Source organism: Rheinheimera gaetbuli, assembly GCF_054781935.1.
The window spans coordinates 25857-45629 of the sequence record NZ_BAAGTL010000023.1; the positions used below are offsets into that span (position 1 = coordinate 25857).

The 19773-nt window shown below is 48.9% G+C and carries 17 protein-coding genes; 7 read left to right on the plus strand and 10 right to left on the minus strand.

Annotation, left to right across the window (positions count from 1 at the left end; all coding sequences use genetic code 11):
* The first annotated feature begins 73 nt into the window (after positions 1-73).
* A complete protein-coding gene (locus ACYVIC_RS13500; protein WP_460860742.1) occupies positions 74-868 on the plus strand; it encodes a response regulator in 795 nt (264 codons plus the stop codon).
* A gap of 61 nt (positions 869-929) precedes the next feature.
* Here the strand turns inward: ACYVIC_RS13500 and glyS are convergent, their stop codons facing one another.
* The 6 genes from glyS to dnaA all read right to left on the minus strand — a co-directional run bounded on the left by glyS (position 930) and on the right by dnaA (position 9980).
* Positions 930-2987: a glycine--tRNA ligase subunit beta gene (glyS, locus tag ACYVIC_RS13505; RefSeq protein ID WP_460860744.1), complete on the minus strand. Its 2058-nt coding sequence runs from the start codon at positions 2985-2987 to the stop codon at positions 930-932.
* Positions 2987-3910 (minus strand): glycine--tRNA ligase subunit alpha, encoded by a 924-nt coding sequence (gene glyQ / locus ACYVIC_RS13510; RefSeq protein WP_460860746.1) that lies wholly within the window; start codon positions 3908-3910, stop codon positions 2987-2989. Before glyQ ends, glyS begins: the two co-directional genes overlap by 1 nt.
* 61 nt (positions 3911-3971) lie before the next feature.
* On the minus strand, positions 3972-6389 hold the full coding sequence (gene gyrB, locus ACYVIC_RS13515; RefSeq protein ID WP_460860748.1) for a DNA topoisomerase (ATP-hydrolyzing) subunit B: 2418 nt from the start codon (positions 6387-6389) through the stop codon (positions 3972-3974).
* Positions 6373-7491, minus strand: a complete 1119-nt coding sequence (gene recF, locus ACYVIC_RS13520) for a DNA replication/repair protein RecF (protein WP_460860749.1) — start codon at positions 7489-7491, stop codon at positions 6373-6375. Before recF ends, gyrB begins: the two co-directional genes overlap by 17 nt.
* A gap of 2 nt (positions 7492-7493) precedes the next feature.
* The gene (dnaN, locus tag ACYVIC_RS13525) at positions 7494-8597 is read right to left on the minus strand and encodes a DNA polymerase III subunit beta (RefSeq protein ID WP_460860751.1); all 1104 of its coding nucleotides are present in this window, start codon (positions 8595-8597) and stop codon (positions 7494-7496) included.
* 12 nt (positions 8598-8609) lie between these two features.
* Positions 8610-9980: a chromosomal replication initiator protein DnaA gene (dnaA, locus tag ACYVIC_RS13530; protein ID WP_460860807.1), complete on the minus strand. Its 1371-nt coding sequence runs from the start codon at positions 9978-9980 to the stop codon at positions 8610-8612.
* A 439-nt stretch (positions 9981-10419) separates the two neighbouring features.
* Here dnaA and rpmH point away from each other — a divergent pair, with 439 nt between their 5' ends.
* From rpmH to mnmE, 5 genes are all read left to right on the plus strand, one after another.
* Positions 10420-10557: a 50S ribosomal protein L34 gene (rpmH, locus tag ACYVIC_RS13535; RefSeq protein WP_068237138.1), complete on the plus strand. Its 138-nt coding sequence runs from the start codon at positions 10420-10422 to the stop codon at positions 10555-10557.
* Positions 10558-10575: 18 nt separating this feature from the next.
* Complete coding sequence (gene rnpA / locus ACYVIC_RS13540) at positions 10576-10944, plus strand: ribonuclease P protein component (RefSeq protein ID WP_068237135.1); 369 nt, start codon at positions 10576-10578, stop codon at positions 10942-10944.
* Positions 10899-11162, plus strand: coding sequence for a membrane protein insertion efficiency factor YidD (gene yidD / locus ACYVIC_RS13545; RefSeq protein ID WP_460860753.1), 264 nt, complete (start codon positions 10899-10901; stop codon positions 11160-11162). Before rnpA ends, yidD begins: the two co-directional genes overlap by 46 nt.
* A gap of 3 nt (positions 11163-11165) precedes the next feature.
* The gene (gene yidC, locus ACYVIC_RS13550) at positions 11166-12803 is read left to right on the plus strand and encodes a membrane protein insertase YidC (RefSeq protein ID WP_460860755.1); all 1638 of its coding nucleotides are present in this window, start codon (positions 11166-11168) and stop codon (positions 12801-12803) included.
* A gap of 180 nt (positions 12804-12983) precedes the next feature.
* Complete coding sequence (gene mnmE, locus ACYVIC_RS13555; protein WP_460860756.1) at positions 12984-14360, plus strand: tRNA uridine-5-carboxymethylaminomethyl(34) synthesis GTPase MnmE; 1377 nt, start codon at positions 12984-12986, stop codon at positions 14358-14360.
* Here mnmE and ACYVIC_RS13560 read toward each other — a convergent pair whose 3' ends face one another.
* The 4 genes from ACYVIC_RS13560 to ACYVIC_RS13575 all read right to left on the minus strand — a co-directional run bounded on the left by ACYVIC_RS13560 (position 14361) and on the right by ACYVIC_RS13575 (position 18594).
* Positions 14361-15557 carry a YbfB/YjiJ family MFS transporter gene (locus ACYVIC_RS13560; protein WP_460860758.1) on the minus strand — a complete coding sequence of 399 codons (1197 nt, stop codon included), beginning with the start codon at positions 15555-15557 and terminating at the stop codon, positions 14361-14363.
* A gap of 96 nt (positions 15558-15653) precedes the next feature.
* The gene (locus tag ACYVIC_RS13565; protein ID WP_460860760.1) at positions 15654-16145 is read right to left on the minus strand and encodes a YbhB/YbcL family Raf kinase inhibitor-like protein; all 492 of its coding nucleotides are present in this window, start codon (positions 16143-16145) and stop codon (positions 15654-15656) included.
* 24 nt (positions 16146-16169) lie between these two features.
* Entirely contained in the window at positions 16170-16592 is a 423-nt protein-coding gene (trxC, locus tag ACYVIC_RS13570) for a thioredoxin TrxC (protein WP_460860761.1), read from the minus strand.
* A gap of 226 nt (positions 16593-16818) precedes the next feature.
* Positions 16819-18594 carry a DEAD/DEAH box helicase gene (locus ACYVIC_RS13575; RefSeq protein ID WP_460860763.1) on the minus strand — a complete coding sequence of 592 codons (1776 nt, stop codon included), beginning with the start codon at positions 18592-18594 and terminating at the stop codon, positions 16819-16821.
* Positions 18595-18757: 163 nt separating this feature from the next.
* Between ACYVIC_RS13575 and mioC the strand changes: the two genes are divergently transcribed.
* Positions 18758-19195, plus strand: a complete 438-nt coding sequence (gene mioC / locus ACYVIC_RS13580) for an FMN-binding protein MioC (protein WP_460860765.1) — start codon at positions 18758-18760, stop codon at positions 19193-19195.
* Positions 19196-19773 lie beyond the last annotated feature (578 nt).

Sequence of the window (19773 nt, forward strand, 5' to 3'; positions counted from 1 at the left end):
GTACCTAATTTACTAATGCCCAAACAGTAACTACTGTGGCAAAATGCCGACTTTAGCCAGCTACGGAGCCGCTATGCAACTTTCTCCTGCCGATCTACACATTCTGCTTGTTGAGCCTTCCGAGGTTCAACGTAAAATTATCCGTAAAAAACTGGCGGAAGAAAACGTCACTCAGATAGAAGAAGCCGATAGCTTGGCGGGTGCGCGCGCTAAAATTGCTGAGCATAAGCCGGATGCTGTAGCGTGCGCACTGCATCTGGCCGACGGCACTGCTGAACAGTTGTTGAAGCAATTGAAGTCCGATGTCAGCACGGCTGAGATCCCGTTTTTATTGGTGTCCAGCGAAACCCGTAAAGCTCAGCTCGAAGCCTTTAAGCAATCTGGTGTCGTTGCTATCTTACCCAAGCCGTTTGACGCTATGCAATTGGGTAAGGCGCTGAATGCCGCTGTTGATTTACTTAGCCCGGCCGAGCTTGAACTCACTCTGTTTGATGTGCACGATGTACGTGTACTGGTGGTGGATGACAGCCGACTGGCGCGCAATCATATCCGCCGCGTGTTAACCAATTTGGGCATGCAGCATATTATTGAGGCCGAAGACGGCAAGCAAGCAATAACCCAACTGCAGCAGCAAATGTTTGATCTGGTAGTAACTGATTATAATATGCCTGAGGTAAACGGGCGTGAGCTAACCACCTTTATCCGTGAACATAGTACTTTGTCACATATACCTGTGTTGATGGTGACCAGTGAGGCTAATGATGCGCATCTGTCCAATATTGCACAAAGTGGTGTCAATGCCATGTGCGACAAACCATTTGAACCGGAAGCAGTAAAACAATTACTGTACCGGCTTTTAGATCACTAAGCCTATCTTTATAATAAAAAAGCCAGCACAAAGCTGGCTTTTCTTTATTTATTTCAAATAATTACTGTAACACGGAAATGTCGGCAACTTGCAGGAACAGCTCGCGTAATTGCTTTAACAATGCTTGGCGGTTTGCCCGAACGGCGGTGTCATCGGCATTAACCATTACCTTGTCAAAAAACTGGTCAATCACATCGCGCATCAAGGCTAAATGAGCCAAACCCTCGGCATAGCTAAGCTGGCCAGCCTGATAAGCTTGCTCTGCTACGATAGCGCTATGCAAGGCCTGCTCGGCCTCCTCCTGCAGTAAGGCTGTATTTACCTTGGTGGCAATATCACCCTCTACTTTGGCAAGAATATTCGCCACGCGTTTATTGGCCGCTGCTAACGCTGCCGCTGCGTCCAGCTTACCAAACTCAGCTACCGCTTTAACGCGACGGTCAAAATCTGCCGGGTTAGTTGGCCTGCGTGCTAGTACCGCCTGAATGACATCAACGCTGTAGCCTTCGGCTTCATACCAGGCGCGGAACCGCCCCAGCATAAATTCGAGCACTTCTTCGGCCACTTTAGCATTGCTTAGTTTGCTACCAAAGGTTTGTTGGCTAAAGGTAATAATATCCACCAGGTCCAACGGCAGCTGCTTTTCTACCATAATACGCAGTGCACCAATGGCGGCGCGGCGCAGCGCAAACGGGTCTTTATCACCCTTTGGTGCCTGGCCGATACCAAAAATACCGACTAAGGTATCCAGTTTATCCGCGATGGCAACGGCTGCGCCCTCCAGACGACTTGGCAATTCATCACCGGCAAAACGCGGCATATACTGCTCGTTCAGTGCCAGAGCAACTGCTTCAGCTTCGCCATCTAAGCGGGCATAATGCATACCCATAATGCCCTGCACTTCCGGAAACTCGCCAACCATGTTGGTCATTAAATCAGTCTTAGACAGTAAACCGGCGCGTTCTGCTGCGACTTGCTCGGCACCAATTTTAGCCGCAACGAAGCCAGCTACTTTACTAATGCGCTCAGACTTTTCTGCCAACGTGCCCAGCTGCTGCTGGAATAACACCGTTTTTAAGCTCTCTAAACGCTGTTCCAACTTTTGCTTGCGGTCGGTATTAAAAAAGAACTGAGCGTCAGACAAGCGCGGCCGCACTACTTTTTCATTACCCTCAATAATTTGCTGCGGATCTTTACTGGCGATATTCGCGACAAAGATAAACTTGTTCTGCAGATAGCCGTTGCTATCCAGTAACGGGAAGTACTTTTGGTTATCTTTCATGGTTGAGATTAACGGCTCTGCCGGTACCTGCAGGAAGCTTTGCTCGAAGCTGCCCACTAACACTACCGGCCACTCTACCAGTGCAGTAACTTCTTCCAGTAAGGCATCGTCCATCAGCGCTTTACCATTTAGCGCAGTGGCCGTTTTAGCTACTTCAGCCGCTATAAAGGCTTTACGCTCAGCAAAATCTGCCACCACAAAGGCGTTACGCAAGCTAGCCAGATAGTCATCGGCATGATTAATAGTGACTTTTTCTGGCGCATGAAAACGATGGCCGTGTGTTTGGTTGCCACTGTTACGGCCTAAAATAGTCGCTGGTACCACAGCGTTGCCGTACAGCATAATAATGGTATGCACCGGGCGGATAAACTCTGCGGTAGAGTTACCCCAGCGCATCGGCTTGGCAATAGGTAATTTGGCCAGCGCCTGTTGCACTACGTCCGGCAGTAAGCTTACGCTGGCTGCGCCAACCACTTTGGCTTTATGTAGCAACCAGGCACCTTTGTCGGTTTCCAGTTTCTCTGCCTGCTCTACCGTTATGCCACAACCTGCAGCCCAGCCTTGCGCCGCCTTAGTTGGTTTGCCATCAGCGTCATACGCCGACGCGATAGCCGGACCGCGTTTTTCCACTACTTTATCGGCTTGCTGTACCGCCAGGCCATTAATACGTACCGCTAAACGCCGTGGCGCTGCGTACCAATGTACATCCGCGTGGCTTAGCTCGAGCTTGGCTAATTCAGCACTCAGGTTATCTGCAAAAGCCGTAGCCAGTGTTTTCAACGCCTTTGGTGGCAGCTCTTCTGTGCCAATTTCAACAAAAAAATCTTGCACCGACATTATGCCTCCTGCTTCGCGTTGTTGTTTTTATTGCACAGCGGGAACCCAAGCTTTTCACGCGTGGCGTAGTACGCTTCGGCACAAGCTTTAGCCAGCGCCCGCACCCGCAGAATGTAGCGCTGACGCTCAGTCACAGAAATGGCATGACGCGCATCTAGCAAGTTAAAGGCGTGTGAAGCCTTCATTACTTTTTCATAAGCCGGTAAAGCCAGGCCTTGCTCAATTAAATACTGGCTTTCTTTTTCACACTGATCAAAGTAGCTAAACAATGCGGCTACGTCGGCGTGTTCAAAGTTATAGGTGCTTTGTTCTACTTCATTCTGATGAAATACGTCACCGTAGGTTACCCGGCCCAACGGGCCGTCGGCCCAAACCAGGTCATAAATAGAGTCGACGCCCTGGATATACATGGCGAGACGCTCTAAACCGTAGGTTATTTCACCAGTTACCGGGCGACATTCTAAGCCACCCACCTGCTGGAAGTAGGTAAACTGGGTTACTTCCATCCCATTTAACCAGACTTCCCAGCCCAGCCCCCAGGCACCTAAGGTAGGCGATTCCCAGTTGTCTTCGACAAAGCGAATATCATGTACCAGGGTATCAATACCCAGTTCACGCAGCGAGCCTAAATACAACTCCTGAATATTGTCTGGCGATGGCTTTAAAATCACCTGAAACTGGTAATAGTGCTGCAAACGGTTTGGGTTTTCACCGTAGCGACCATCGGTTGGCCGGCGGCAAGGCTGCACATAGGCCACGTTCGTTGGCTCAGGCCCTAACGAGCGCAAAAAAGTCATCGGGTGGAAAGTACCGGCGCCCACCTCTAAATCCAGTGGCTGCACTATCACGCAGCCCTGACGAGCCCAGTAATCCTGCAAGGCCAAAATTAGGCCCTGAAAGGTTTTCATATCATATTTTTGCATGCGCTTCTAACTCGCTAAAATGACTGAGGGGCCGAAGCCCCTTTGTTGTTAATCGTTAAAACTACACGTCCAGGTTGGCCACATAGAGCGCGTTTTCTTCTATAAAAGCGCGGCGCGGTTCTACGTGGTCGCCCATCAACGTAGCGAACAACTGGTCGGCACCGATGGCATCTTCAATAGTTACCTGCAACATACGGCGGCTTTGCGGGTCCATGGTGGTTTCCCATAACTGCTCAGGGTTCATCTCGCCTAGCCCTTTATAGCGCTGAATATACAAGCCACGCTTTGACTCACTCATCAACCACTCCAGCGCTTCGAGGAAGGTTTCTACCGGTTTGATTTTCTCACCACGGCGTATATAACCACCTTCTTCTATCAGATCGCGGATAGCGTCGCCCAGAGCAGCAATACTTAGATAGTCACGCGAAGTAACAAAGTCATAGTGCAACAAGTATTCGTTGTCGATACCATGCTGACGAATAATCACCTTAGGTAGGAACAACTGGCGCTCGCGGTCTTCGTGAACCACATAGCTGTAGCTGGAACCATCACCTTCTTTTTCATCTAAACGCTGTACCAGATTTTGTGCCCATTGCTCACTGTATTCTGCCGATTTCGCCTGCGCGACATCCAGCGTAGGGACGTAAATCAGTTCATTTAACAGGTTATAGGGTATTTTACGCGTTAAGCGCACAATAGTGGCCGACACCTTATGGTACTGGCGTACTAAAGTTTCCAGTGCAGCGCCACTGATGCCTGGCGCCTCTGCGTTAACATGCAATGAGGCTTCGTCCAGAGCCAGCGTTGTAAGATACTCTGTTAACGCCGCTTCATCTTTAATATATTGTTCTTGCTTGCCCTTTTTCACTTTATACAGTGGTGGTTGAGCAATATAGATATAACCGCGCTCGATAAGCTCAGGCATTTGACGGTAGAAGAAGGTCAACAGCAGCGTACGGATGTGCGAGCCGTCGACGTCAGCATCCGTCATCAGGATAATGCTGTGGTAGCGGGTTTTATCCGGGTTGTATTCTTCACGACCTATGCCGCAGCCCAAAGCGGTAATTAAGGTACCGACTTCTTGTGATGACAGCATTTTGTCGAAACGGGCTTTTTCTACGTTAAGAATTTTACCCTTCAGCGGCAGTATCGCCTGATTTTTGCGGTTGCGGCCCTGTTTGGCAGAACCACCCGCAGAGTCACCCTCTACTATGTATAGTTCGGATAACGCCGGGTCTTTTTCCTGGCAGTCGGCCAGTTTGCCGGGCAAACCCGCTATATCCAGCGCGCCTTTACGCCTGGTCATTTCGCGCGCTTTGCGCGCAGCGTCACGTGCACGGGCGGCGTCGACAATTTTGCCAACGATGATCTTGGCATCACCCGGGTTTTCCAGCAGGTATTCGTTTAGCTTCTCACCCATTACGCTCTCTACTGCCGAGCGCACTTCGCTGGACACCAGCTTGTCTTTGGTTTGCGAGCTGAATTTCGGGTCCGGTACTTTTACGCTAATAACCGCGGTTAAACCTTCACGGGCATCATCACCAGAAGCCTGCACCTTCATTTTTTTGGCGTAGCCTTCCTGTTCAATATAGGTATTTAATACCCGCGTTAAGGCACCGCGGAAACCGGCTAAGTGAGTACCACCATCACGCTGTGGAATGTTATTGGTAAAACAAAATACGTTTTCCTGATAACTGTCGTTCCACTGCATAGCTACTTCAACTGAAATACCGTCGTCGCGCTGATCGGTGAAATAAAAGGCTTTCGGGTGCACGCTGGTTTTAGTACGGTTTAAGTACTGAACAAAGGCTTCAATACCGCCTTCATATTTAAAATGATCTTTTTTATCGTTGCGCTCGTCAGTAAGGATAATACTGACGCCAGAGTTTAAGAATGATAGCTCACGCAAACGCTTAGCCAAAATATCAAAGTGATAATTGATATCGGTAAATACCGTTGGGCTGGGCCAAAACCGGATGGTGGTACCTTTATCTTCAGTTTCACCAATTACAGCCAATGGCGCTTGCGGCACACCAAGATGATAAATTTGTTGATGCACCTGCCCCTTACGGCGGATAGTCAGCTCCAACTTGTCAGACAGCGCATTAACCACTGACACGCCCACGCCGTGCAAACCACCAGACACTTTATAAGAGTTGTCGTCAAACTTACCACCGGCGTGCAGCACAGTCATAATAACTTCAGCAGCAGATACGCCCTCTTCGTGCATGTCGGTTGGAATACCACGGCCGTTATCGCGCACCGATACAGAACCATCACTGTGAATAGTTACCCAGATATCAGAGCAATGACCGGCTAAGGTTTCATCGATAGAGTTATCGACCACCTCAAACACCATATGGTGCAAGCCAGAGCCGTCATCGGTGTCGCCGATATACATGCCTGGTCTTTTACGAACTGCATCCAGTCCTTTTAATACTTTTATACTCGAGGAATCGTAGTTATGTTGTTCGGCCATCGTTATCTGTCCGTGCTGTTAGCTGCCCATGTTCCACGTGAAACATCGCTCGTTTTTCGGCGACGATAAAAGGTGAAACCTGCTCAGCGTTAATTGCAGTAATAAAAACCTGTGAGTTTATATCGCGTAAATAGCTAAAAATCTGTCGGGTCGACTGCTGGTCTAACTCCGACGCCAAATCATCGATCAGCAACAACGGCTGTTTATGGCCGTTATCACGAATAACATTGTTTTGCGCAATTTTAAGCGCAAATAATAACACTTTTAACTGACCACGGGATAACACTTCTTCTGCTGCCCACTGGTCTTTTTTTAGCTTTAAATCGGCTTTTTGCGGGCCATACTGGGTAAAACCCATTCGGCTATCCTGGCTAAAGCTCTGTTGTAGCAGCTGATGTAACTCTGCTGGCTGAACAATTTTCTCTGGCCAGCCTTGTTGCAACTGAAAGCTTAGTTGCTGCATTAACACATCACCGATTGTAAGCTGACGAAATGCGGCCTCTAACTGGCTAATGTAGTTGAATCGCAGATGCTGTAGCTCAAACGCAAGGCCAACAAACTGCTCGTCCCAGAACCGAAATTGGCTGTCATACTGACGATTAGTTTTAAGCAAGGCGTTGCGCTGCTTAAGCACTTTGTTGAACCGCAGCCAACGATCAAAGAAGTTTGGTTCCACGTGGAACAAACCCATATCAAAAAACTGTCGTCGCTCTTTTGGACCGCCAAAAAATAACCGAAAACTGTCGGGCGTAATAAGTTGCACTGGCAACAAACTGGCAAAATCTGCCAACCGGTTAACATTGGCGCCATTAAGACGTAGCACAAGCTCACCCTGTTTATCGCGCTGCAAGCCCAAGCTGTGGGTTTGCTGTTGGGCGGCAACTTTGGCATGTAGTGTAAAAGCGTCAGTATCGTGCTGCACTAAACGCTGAGCTCGACTGGTACGAAAAGACCGACCATGCGCCAGGTAATAGATAGCTTCAAGCAAACTGGTTTTGCCGCTACCATTCATACCCGTAATGATATTGAACTGAGCATGGGTATTTAACGACACTGCCGTCAGATTGCGAAACTGACTGGCGCTAACTGACAACAGTGACATGGCTACAAACGCATTGGCATAACAACGTAACAAGCGCCAACATTACCTACGCCTTCAACCAAGGCACTGGAGTTGGCATCGTTCAAATGCAGTACCACCAGATCCGTACCCAGAGTGTTCAACACGTCCAATAAATAACCCACGTTAAAGCCAATCTCAAGATTGTCACCCTGATACTCCACTTCTATAACTTCTTCGGCCTGCTCGTGCTCAGGGTTGTTTGCCACTATCTGTAGCTCACCACTACTTAGCGTAAAGCGCACGCCGCGGTATTTCTCGTTAGATAAAATAGAGGCACGGGTGCAGGCGTCTTTTAACACGCTGCGGTGCGCCGTAACCAGCTTGGTGCTGTTACGTGGCAATACCCGACGGTAATCGGGGAAACGACCGTCAATCAACTTGCTGCTAAATACATAATTGCTGTCAGTTAAGCGAATATGGTTTTGCCCCAGGCTCAAGGTAACCAGCTGGTCATCACTGGCCAACAAACGCATCACTTCCAATACACCTTTACGCGGAATAATAATTTGCTTTTGTTGGGCGACTAACGCCGGCAATTCCAAGCTGCTTAGTGCCAGTCGGTGGCCATCGGTTGCAACCGCCTTTACTGCGCCATTGTCAACTTCAAACAGCAGGCCGTTCAAATAATAACGTACGTCCTGGTTCGCCATCGAAAAAGCCGTATCATCCAATAGCTTACGCAGTTGCGCCCGTGTTAATTGAATGTCCACCTCACCTTGCCAGCTTTCCAGATTAGGATACTCAGACGCACTAAGTGTAGATAACGTAAACTTGGTTTTACCACAGGTCAAAATACAATTGTCGCCTTGCAGCTGCACCCGAATATCAGCCCCTTCTGGCAGACTACGGCAAATATCCAGTAGCTTTTTTGCCGGTACCGTAATCCGCCCGGGGCTCTGCACCGTCAAGCCATCGGTTGTAGCGACCAGCTCTACTTCCAAATCGGTACCTGTCAGGGATAAAGCTCCATCGCTTACTTCAAGCAGCACGTTAGATAAAATAGGCAACGTATGGCGGCGCTCTATAGCACCAGACACCATTTGTAATGGTTTGAGCAAGGCGTCTCTGTTGATGGTAAATTGCATGACCAAGTCCCTTTACGATGACAAAGTACGGATTAAATTCTGAAAGTCTTCTTTTATTTCGTGTGTTTCTTCTTTTAACGACTCAATTTTTCGGCAGGCATGCAACACTGTAGTGTGATCGCGACCGCCAAAGGCATCGCCAATTTCCGGCAGACTATGGTTAGTCAGTTCTTTCGACAGCGCCATCGCCATTTGCCGCGGCCGGGCTACGGAGCGCGAGCGTCGCTTAGACAATAAGTCGGCAACACGGATTTTGTAGTATTCCGCCACCGTTTTCTGGATATTCTCGATAGTAACTAACTTGTCTTGCAGCGCCAGCAAATCTCGCAATGCTTCACGCACGAAATCGATGGTGATTGGCCGGCCGGTAAAGTTGGCGTTGGCAATTACCCGGTTCAACGCACCTTCGAGTTCACGCACGTTAGAACGCAAACGTTTGGCAATAAAAAAAGCCACTTCTTCTGGCAAGCGGATCTGGTTTTCATGCGCTTTGCGCATCAGGATCGCCACCCGGGTTTCTAACTCCGGCGGCTCGATGGCGATGGTAAGGCCCCAACCAAAACGCGACTTCAACCGATCTTCCACGCCATCGATTTCTTTTGGATAACGATCGCTGGTTAAAATGATCTGTTGGTTGCCTTCGAGCAACGCATTAAAGGTGTGAAAAAACTCTTCTTGTGAGCGTTCTTTATTTGCAAAGAACTGAATGTCATCGATAAGTAGCGCGTCGACCGAGCGATAGTAGCGCTTAAACTCTTCTATCGCATTGTTTTGTAGGGCTTTAACCATATCTTGCACAAAGCGTTCAGAGTGCATATAAATAACTTTAGCATCTGGTTTTTTCGCCAAAATGCCGTTACCTACCGCATGTAACAAGTGAGTTTTACCCAAACCGGTGCCACCGTAGATAAATAGTGGGTTATAAGCAGTACCAGGATTATCAGCCACCTGGCTGGCAGCAGCGCGGGCTAGCTGATTCGATTTACCCTCAACAAAATTGGTAAAGGTGTAGTTGGCACGGACATTACTGGTAACGATGCTTTTAGGCGCTGGCTCAGGAGTTTCTTTAGGTACAGGCGCTACAGGTGCAACCATCGCCAAAGCAGGTGCCGGTGTCGTAGACCTGGCTTTGTTACTTTGACTGGACCCTACGTCAAATTTTAGTCTGGGCGCATCATCGCCACAATAATCCTGGATCAGTTCCAGGATCCGGCTTAAGTACTTTTCACGTACCCAATCCAATACAAAGCGGTTTGGCGCATACAAGGTTAGCCCGGAATCTGAGCTATCTGCTTGCAATGGGCGGATCCACATACTGAAATGTTGCGCGGGCAATTCGGCCTGTAGCGCCTGCAGGCAATTTTGCCAAACGGACTGATACACCATATCTCCTGAAGCCTAAATTATTATAATTAAAAAGGCTGGCGTAAATTAACTGAGGTGTCATTATCGTATGATCTTATCCACAACTTCAATATTGACTTTTTCAAATTACCAAAAGAGTAGCAAAAATACTCACAACACACTGTATATAAACACTATATTTCTCTTATTCCTTTTAATAATACCTGAGGTTTAAGCTGTAGTTAATCAGACTAAAGAAAATTTAACTCACAATTTATTCATAGAAAACATCACCACCTGTGGAAAACTTGAGTAACAACTGTAATGAGAAAAGATCTGCTGCAATAAAACACAGGATCAGATTGACTTTAGCTGGCGAACTACTTAAAATTCGCGCTCATTTTTGTCAGCTGCGTTTTGGTGTATTTGCTAAAACACAGAAACCTTTAGTAAATATTTCGACCGGACGGATGAGATTATGAGTAAAAGAACGTTTCAACCAAGCGTGTTAAAGCGCAAGCGTAACCACGGTTTCCGTGCTCGCATGGCCACTAAAGGTGGTCGTCAGGTGTTAGCGCGTCGCCGTGCTAAAGGCCGTCAGCGTTTATCTGCTTAATCAGCGGTTAGCCGCTGCGTGGTCAGCCTGAAATTTGGCCGGGAGTTACGCCTGTTAACTCCCGGTCAGTTCGATAATGTATTCCAACTCCCGTTTCGGGTTTCTTCCCCGCTGTTTACTATCCTGGCAAAAGCCAATCATCTGCCTCATCCGCGATTAGGTCTTACTATCGCGAAAAAACGTGTTAAATTAGCCGTGCAACGCAACCGTATCAAACGCTGCGTGCGTAACAGCTTTCGTTTACATCAACATGAGTTGCCTGGCGTCGATTTGGTACTGATGGTGAAAGGTGATATTAGCAATACCGCTAATGATGAGTTACAAAGGCAACTGGAAAAACTATGGCGCAAGATCGCTCGCCAGTACACCGCATCGCTGTCAGCATAGCGTTGACGCTGCTGCGCGGGTACCAGAGACTGATTAGTCCGCTGTTTGGACCAAGCTGCCGTTTTAATCCAACCTGCTCACATTATGCTATCACCGCGATAGAGCGTTTTGGCGTACTAAAAGGCTGTTGGTTAGCTGCGAAACGTATATTGAAATGTCACCCCTTGCATATGGGCGGTGATGATCCTGTTCCTGAAAAGCACAATGAGAAAAGCTAAGCCATGGAATCACAACGTAGTTTATTAGTTATTGGTCTGGCACTGGTCAGTTTTTTACTCTGGCAACAGTGGAATATTGACACTGCACCTAAACCTGTTACACCAATAATCGAGCAAAGCCAAAATGGCGTCGGCGGTTCAGCAGATTTACAACTAACCACAGCCGATGCCGAGCAACCGGCCACCATGGTTGCCGCAGCAGCGCGCAGCATTCAAGTTAGTACGGATGTTCTGACACTTAGCATTGACAGCCGCGGTGGCGACATTGTTGCGCTGACATTACCAGCATTTGAGCTGGAAAAAGGCAAAAGCGAACCCTACCCATTAATGCGCCGCCTGACCGGTTTCGAGTATGTGGCGCAAAGTGGCCTGATTGGTCGTGACGGCCCAGACGACAGCCGTAACCCACGGCCGGTATACAGCGCTGAGCAAAACAGCTACCGCCTGGCCGACGGTGTAAACGAATTAGTGGTGCCGTTAATGTTTAACCATAATGGCCTGCAGATTGAAAAACGTTTTACTTTTACTGCCGGTCATTATGATGTCCGGGTAGAATATTTTATTCACAACCAAAGTAATGAAGTAAAAACCGTTCAGCCTTATCAACATCTGGTACAAAGCATTGATAACGGCGAAAGTGCCAGCATGATGATGCCGATTTACCGCGGAGCAGCTTTCGGTACAGCGACCGAGCGTTATTCAAAGTACGACTTTGATGACATGGCTGAAAAAAATCTGCTGGAAGCCACTACTGGTGGTTGGGTTGCCATGCTAGAGCACTACTTCGTGTCTGCATGGATACCGGATCAACAAGCCGACAACCAACTGTACAGCATGGTACGTAACGGCCAAGGTGTTATTGGCGCCAAAGGCCCGGCAGTGAATATCGAGCCGGGCGCACAGATCAGCCTTGGCAGCACCTTCTACGCCGGCCCGAAAACGCAGGATAATCTGGCGAAACTAGCCAATGGCCTGGACTTAACTGTTGACTACGGTTTCCTGTGGTTTATCTCGCAGCCGCTGTTTTGGTTATTGACACTGATTCAGGGTTTCGTAGTGAACTGGGGCGTGGCTATTATCTGTATTACCATTATCGTTAAAGGCGTAATGTACCCACTGACAAAAGTGCAGTACGAGTCGATGGCCAAGATGCGTAACTTAAAGCCTAAGATTGAAGAGCTGCAAGCACGTTACAAAGACGACCGGCAGAAAATGGGCCCGGCCATGATGGAATTGTATCGCAAAGAAAAAGTGAACCCTATGGGCGGTTGCTTACCGATGCTGATCCAGATGCCTATCTTCCTTGCGCTGTACTGGGTATTTGTTGAAAGCGTTGAGCTGCGCCACGCGCCCTTTATGTTGTGGATTGACGACTTATCCGCGCTGGATCCGTACTATGTATTGCCGGTGTTGTTCGGTGCCAGCATGTTCTTAATGCAAAAGCTGACGCCGATGCAGGTAACCGACCCGATGCAGCAGAAGATTATGATGTGGATGCCTGTGGCGTTCTCAGTATTCTTCCTCTGGTTCCCAAGTGGCCTGGTACTGTACTGGTTTGTTAGTAACCTTATTTCACTGGCGCAGATGTTATACATCTACAAAGGTATGGAAAAGAAAGGCTTACATACCAAAAAAGCTTAAACAAGCTAAAAAGCAGGGGTAAGGTGTCATCATGAAGCAGCAACAGGGATGTTGCGGAGGTTGAGACAGCACAAGGACGTGCTGTCGAAAGCGGCGAAATGATGATTTCCTTACCCTTGCCGTTAAACCTTAAGCCTGTCGCATCACGTTGACAGGCTTTTTCCATTAAGAGGCAATAACATGTTTACTACCGATACCATCGCCGCTTTAGCCACCGCTCCCGGCCGCGCCGGTGTCGGTATTATCCGCATTTCCGGCCCCGATACCAAAGCCGTGGCTCAGGCCATACTGCACAAGCTGCCCAAACCGCGTTATGCCGAGTATTTACCATTTTTTGATAGTCAAGCTAAGGTGTTGGACCAGGGCATTGCCCTGCTGTTCCCAGGGCCGAATTCCTTTACCGGTGAAGATGTACTGGAGCTGCAGGGCCACGGTGGTCCGGTATTACTCGATATGCTGTTAAAGCAGGTATTAGCGCTACCCAATGTGCGTATAGCCCGGCCGGGCGAATTCTCTGAGCGTGCATTTTTAAACGATAAACTCGATTTAGCTCAGGCAGAAGCTATTGCTGACTTAATTGATGCCAGCAGCGAACAGGCGGCTCGCAGTGCTATGCAATCACTGCAAGGCGAGTTTTCTAACCGCATTCATCAGCTGGTAGAAAAAGTCATTCACCTGCGTATGTATGTCGAAGCCGCGATAGATTTCCCCGATGAAGAAATCGACTTTTTATCTGACGGCAAAGTTGCCGCCGATTTAGCCGAGATCATCGATTATCTGGCGACGGTAAAAAAACAGGCCACTCAGGGTAGTATTTTACGCGAAGGTATGAAGGTTGTTATCGCCGGCCGGCCTAACGCCGGTAAATCCAGCCTGCTTAATGCTTTAGCAGGCCGTGAAGCAGCTATTGTCACCGAAATAGCCGGCACCACCCGCGATGTACTGCGTGAGCATATTCATATCGACGGCATGCCACTGCATATTATCGACACCGCCGGTTTACGTGATGCTACTGATCACGTGGAGCAAATTGGTATAGAACGGGCGTGGAAAGAAATAGAACAAGCCGACCGTGTGCTCTTTATGGTCGACGGCACCACCACCAACGCTACTGATCCACACGATATCTGGCCCGACTTTATCGACCGCTTGCCGGCCAATTTAGGCGTGACTGTAATTCGCAATAAAGCCGATATTACCGGCGAGATGCTCAATCCAGAGTCGAGCGCCGATTTAACCGCCAAAGCGCCGGTGTATCGTTTGTCCGCCAAAACCGGTGCCGGTATCGATGCGCTGCGCGAGCATTTAAAACAATGCATCGGTTTTGACGCCAGTACCGAGGGCAGCTTCCTCGCCCGCCGCCGCCACCTCGACGCACTGGACCGCGCCGCCGAGCACCTGGCAATCGGCCAGGAGCAGCTGCACAGCTTTATTGCCGGCGAGATTTTGGCCGAAGAGCTGCGGCTAACCCAGCAGCACCTCAATGAAATAACCGGTGAATTTAGTTCTGATGATTTACTTGGTAAGATTTTTAGCTCGTTTTGTATCGGGAAATAATTACTTTACCGCATCTAACTGCTGGGCGGTGTTATCTGTTGCGATAAGCACCGCTATCAGTAGGGCGCCCAACGCAACAAAACCCGCCGCCAGATACAGGCCGATATCATAGTGACCGCTAAGCTGGGCTAAATAGCCGGTTAACGCCGGCGCCAGCACCTGAGCACTACCGTAGGCCAGCGTCATTTTGCCCATTAGCTTCGCCGGTTTACTTGGGTATAAGCGCCCTGCCATCGTCAGCACTAAACTGACCACGCCAACGAAGGTGGCACCAAATAACGCTGCGCTTAATAACACGGCCGTTAACGCGCTAAACCACAACGGCAACAGTATTGATACCGCCTGCAATATTAAGGCTAACATTATCGCTTTAAGGTAGCCGGTTTTGCGCGCTATCAAATCCCATAGCAGCACCGCTGGCGTCGCGGCCAGACCCAAAGTAATAAAACTTAAGTTGCCGCTGCCACTTAAGCCCGGCATGCGCTCGACAATAGTGACAATAAAGGTCGCACTGATCACATAGCCATAACCGGCACAAAAATAGCTGGCCAGCATCAGGCGGATAAAGCGTTTGGCCGGTGGCGTATCAGCAGCGCTATGGTGTGTCGACAGTGTAACGGCTGCCGGCCGTGGTAACCAGCGCCAGGCAGGAATCGCCAGCATGACACCAAACACAGCAAAATATTGCCACTGTGCACGCCAGTCTAACTGCAGTACTAACATCAGCTCGACTAACAGCGCCGATAACGCTATGCCAAAACCCAGCCCGGCAAAATGGATACCCAGTTCAGCCCGCTGTTTATGGCTTAACAGCCAGTGCATGATCAGCCCGGAGGCTATCAGCATGGAGCCGGCGCTGCTTAAGCCTGCGACAAAGCGCCACAACGACCACAGCCAGACGTTTTCAGTCAACGCCATACCAAATGTGCTTAGCACGGCTAACAGCAAGCCCAGCCGATACAGAGTGTCTTTTAACTGGAGGTTGCTCAGGTTGGCGGCCAGCAGCGCGCCGGCCATATAACCAAGGTAATTCACCGCCGCCAGATAGCCGCCGCTGGCATCATCCAATACCTGTTGATGCTGCATTAACGGCAACAACGGGGTATAAGCAAAGCGCGCCACCCCCAGACAGAGTAACTGACTGAAAAAACCGGCCAGCAACACATAAAAACGTTGCGGCATGCTGTTAGTTAACATTGGCAGAATAAAAGCCTCCGCAAGCGAAAAGCCTAGCTTAGCGCAAGTAAAAAGGCCGCGGTATGCGGCCTTAGTCTGATGTCCCGTTTTTTACGCCTAACGGGCGTAAGTGGCGGTTAGTGTGGCTTTGCCCAGCGCCATGGCATTTAGCATAAAGCCCACCACCGCTGCGCTTGCGCCATCAGCCGCCGGTAAGGTGTCTTCAGGCAAGGCCCAAACAGTAAACTGATAACGGTGCATACCATGGCCCTCTGGCGGACAGGCGCCGCCAAAGTCTCTGCTGCCGTAGTCATTGTTAAAGCTACGGCAACCCGGTGGCAAGCTGCCTTTACCGGCACCTCGGGCTAAACCGCTGGCCGCAACCGGAATATCGGTTACCAGCCAGTGCCAGAAACCAGAGCAAGTTGGCGCATCCGGGTCAAATACGGTAACGGCAAAGCTTTTCGTGCCCGCCGGGGCATTGGCCCAATTTAGCTCAGGCGATACATTGTTGCCGCTGCAGCCAAAGCCATCGAATTCGTGATCTTTAGCCATAAAATGGCCCTCTTTAATGTCCGGACTGCTAAGGGTGAAAACCTGCTTTGTCATAAAACCTCCAAAGTGAGTGAATACTTACTTATTCTGAGATAACCATTGATAAAAGGCTTGCTTGGGTAAAGCACCCGCTTGCTGTGCCACAACCTTACCCTGTTTAAACAGCATTAAGGTAGGAATAGAGCGGATATTAAACTGCGCTGCCAACTGCTGCTGTTGCTCAGTATTGATTTTACCAAAGCGAAAATGCGGCTCCAGCTCACGTGCAGCCTGGCTGAAAACCGGCGCAAAGTCCTGACAAGGGCCACACCAGCTGGCCCAAAAATCAACCACCAACGGCAGTTCTGCTTTTTGCGCTTGGGCCGCAAAATTGGCGGCAGTTAATTCTATCGGTTCACCCACAAACAGCGCCTGCTTACATTTACCACAACGCGCTTCACGCGCCGGCTTATCAGCCGGCAAGCGGTTTAAACCATTACAATTCAGGCAGGCAACTATCATGTCGATACTCCGCGGATTATTCTGCACTACAGGCTTACAACACCCACTTTGGCTCGCCACAGCAACTCGCTGTTTGCTGGCGCAAACACTCAGACACTCTGTGTCGCCCAAATCGGGGTTCTAAGCCTTTTGTTTTGTTAAAACTACATGGGGTGGAGTCGTAACAGTTTAAAGCTGAAGCCATAAAAAAACCCTGCCGTGGCAGGGTTTGGTATTAAGCTAACACTTAATCGCGTGGCTTACGCGGCGCGCGTGGCGCAGCACCAGGGCGTGGGCCAGGGCCGTTAGACGGGCGACGCTCACCGGCTGGTGCAGCGCCGCTGTCTACTGTGATATTCAGCTTTTGCTTACGCACATAGACTTTTTTCAGGTGTTGGAAAATTTCATTCGGAATAGTTGCTGGCAACTCAACCGTACTGAAATGATCAAACAGTTTAATATTACCAATAAACTGGCTGTCGATATTGGCTTCGTTAGCAATAGCACCGACGATATCACCGGCGCGTACGCCGTGTTCTTTGCCTACTTCGATGCGGTATGTCTGGTAATCACCTTTCATTTCACGCTTAACACGCGGGCCACGGTCCGGACGCTCGCCACTGCGTTCAGGGCGATCACTGCGCTCACGACGCGGACGGTCATCACGATCGCCACCACGGGCGTGCGGCTCACGGATTTCCGGGAACTGGCTTGCTACGTTCAAAGGTTGATCTTTCTGCGCTAAAAACAGCAAAGCCGCAGCAAGATCATTCTCAGTAGTTTCAATCTTTTCACGCCAATCGTTAATTAACGCTTGGAAGAAGCTTAAATCCTGAGTTTCAATCGTTTGCGCTAACTGCTCCCGGAACGATTCGATACGACGCTGCTCAATGACCCGGCCGGTTGGCAGGGACATTTGCTCAATCGGCTGCTTGGTAGCATGCTCAATAGTCCGCAGTAAACGGCGCTCACGTGGCGAAACAAACAAAATTGCTTTACCTTCACGACCGGCACGGCCGGTGCGACCAATACGGTGTACATAAGCTTCGCTGTCATACGGAATGTCGTAGTTTACTACCAAACTGATACGTTCTACATCCAAACCACGGGCGGCAACATCAGTAGCAACAATAACGTCTAACTGGTTTGCTTTCATTTTACGGATGGTCAGTTCACGGTGCGCTTGGTTCATGTCACCATTTAAGCACGCTACGGCATAACCACGGGCACCCAGTTTTTCGGCGATCTCTTCAGTAGCACTTTTGGTACGCACAAACACAATAGTGGCATCGTATTCTTCGCCTTCCAGCAACCGGGTTAATGCATCCAGTTTCTGGTTGCCATCTAACATTACATAACGCTGCGTAATACGCTCAACGGTGCTGGTTTTCGAGGCAATTTTAATTTCTTCAGCATTTTTCAAGTGTTTTTGCGCGATAGCACGGATTTGCGGTGGCATAGTTGCAGAGAACATAGCGACCTGGCGGCCGGCCGGCGTAGCATCCATAATGGTTTGCACGTCGTCGATAAAGCCCATACGCAGCATTTCATCGGCTTCATCCAGCACGATAGCACGCAGCTTATCCAACTTTAACGTACCGCGGTCTAAGTGATCAAGAATACGACCCGGCGTACCAACGATAACCTGAGAACCGCGCTTTAGCGATTTAAGCTGATTGGTATAGCTCTGGCCACCGTATAACGGCAGAACATGAAAAGCCGGCATATAACGGGCATAAGCCTGGAACGCTTCAGCAACCTGAATCGCCAGCTCACGCGTTGGCGCTAATACCAGAATTTGCGGATCATTTTGTGCAGGGTCAAGCCGTGCTAATAAAGGCAGCGCGAAAGCACCGGTTTTACCGGTACCGGTTTGCGCCTGGCCTAATACATCTTCGCCAGCTAATAGTTTAGGGATAGCAGCAGCCTGAATAGGCGACGGCGTTTCATAGCCAAGTTCAGTAACAGCACGAACAATAGCTTCAGGCAGCATTAGCTGGGAAAATGACACAGTGTCAGACATACGTTGTTTAAACCTCAATAACACGCAGGCGTAGTGGTAGTGCTATTGTTGTTTTTACTTAGCCTGCAGAGCAGTAAAAACATGTAAATCATGCCAAAGCCATAGCATTAGCTGATTTTATTCCAGTAGTATAGCCAAACATTCTTATGACAAGAGGCATATCATGATAGACATCCTCGTTGGCAGCCAAATGGGCGCAGCGGAATATGTGGCAGAACAAGTTGCTGAAACACTGGTACAAGCGGGCTATGAAGCAACACTTCATCTGAAACCCGAACTGGATCACCTTAACCCTTCCGGGGTTTGGTTAGTGATCACATCCACCTATGGCGCAGGAGATCTGCCTGATAATATTCAACCCTTTGCGGATCAATTAGCACAAGATCGGGGTGATCTTACCACACTTTCTTATGCTGTGATCACTTTAGGTGACTCTGCATATGATACTTTTTGCGAAGCCGGTCGAAAACTAGCCGCTTTGCTATCAACAAAGGGAGCAGTGAGTCTGATCAACGCACTGGAAATTGATGCCCAGCAAGCCGATTTACCTGAAGATACTGCGCTGGCTTGGTTACCACAACTAATAAAAGCACTGGCATAAAAAAGCGGGTGGCAAAACCCACCCGCAAACACAAGTATATCTCAGGAAGAACGGAATAACCTTGGTTTCTCCCAAGTTGGCCTCAGCAATAAAACCAACTCGTGACCACAGTAAAACGAATGCCTCTTATTGTCTTGATAAGCTCATGATAAAGGCTTGATAAAGGTGAAACCAACAACAAAAACAAGTTATACAACCTTATACACAAATTAACATTTAAAAATAAACTAATGTGCATAACTTAACTTCAAAGCAGTTATTAAGCTGTATTTATCCTCGTTATAAAATAAATATTTTTATCGTCTGTGGATAAAGTGTGATATTGATCACCGGTTAACAGCCACTAGATCCTAGCTTGATCACAGGATCTGATCCTGTCTAAGTTTCTGATCCTCCATTCAAAGATCCTCTTATCCACCGAAAAGCTTCTGCTTAATAGTAAAAATAATAAAAAGATCTCTAAAAAGATCTTATTTAAATTAGACGATCCTATGCCGGCTGTAGCATTCCCCTTAGCGGAAGATCACGGTACAATAGCAACCCTTTTGCTTAACATGATCAACCTGACACTGAGGCTA

Bases quoted from the DNA above. Each gene is read 5' to 3' on its own strand.
- ACYVIC_RS13500 (WP_460860742.1), top strand. From the start codon at position 74: ATGCAACTTTCTCCTGCCGATCTACACATTCTGCTTGTTGAGCCTTCC.
- glyS (WP_460860744.1), bottom strand. From the start codon at position 2,987: ATGTCGGTGCAAGATTTTTTTGTTGAAATTGGCACAGAAGAGCTGCCA.
- glyQ (WP_460860746.1), bottom strand. From the start codon at position 3,910: ATGCAAAAATATGATATGAAAACCTTTCAGGGCCTAATTTTGGCCTTG.
- gyrB (WP_460860748.1), bottom strand. From the start codon at position 6,389: ATGGCCGAACAACATAACTACGATTCCTCGAGTATAAAAGTATTAAAA.
- recF (WP_460860749.1), bottom strand. From the start codon at position 7,491: ATGTCACTGTTGTCAGTTAGCGCCAGTCAGTTTCGCAATCTGACGGCA.
- dnaN (WP_460860751.1), bottom strand. From the start codon at position 8,597: ATGCAATTTACCATCAACAGAGACGCCTTGCTCAAACCATTACAAATG.
- rpmH (WP_068237138.1), top strand. From the start codon at position 10,420: ATGAGTAAAAGAACGTTTCAACCAAGCGTGTTAAAGCGCAAGCGTAAC.
- yidD (WP_460860753.1), top strand. From the start codon at position 10,899: ATGGCGCAAGATCGCTCGCCAGTACACCGCATCGCTGTCAGCATAGCG.
- yidC (WP_460860755.1), top strand. From the start codon at position 11,166: ATGGAATCACAACGTAGTTTATTAGTTATTGGTCTGGCACTGGTCAGT.
- mnmE (WP_460860756.1), top strand. From the start codon at position 12,984: ATGTTTACTACCGATACCATCGCCGCTTTAGCCACCGCTCCCGGCCGC.
- ACYVIC_RS13560 (WP_460860758.1), bottom strand. From the start codon at position 15,557: ATGTTAACTAACAGCATGCCGCAACGTTTTTATGTGTTGCTGGCCGGT.
- ACYVIC_RS13565 (WP_460860760.1), bottom strand. From the start codon at position 16,145: ATGACAAAGCAGGTTTTCACCCTTAGCAGTCCGGACATTAAAGAGGGC.
- trxC (WP_460860761.1), bottom strand. From the start codon at position 16,592: ATGATAGTTGCCTGCCTGAATTGTAATGGTTTAAACCGCTTGCCGGCT.
- ACYVIC_RS13575 (WP_460860763.1), bottom strand. From the start codon at position 18,594: ATGTCTGACACTGTGTCATTTTCCCAGCTAATGCTGCCTGAAGCTATT.
- mioC (WP_460860765.1), top strand. From the start codon at position 18,758: ATGATAGACATCCTCGTTGGCAGCCAAATGGGCGCAGCGGAATATGTG.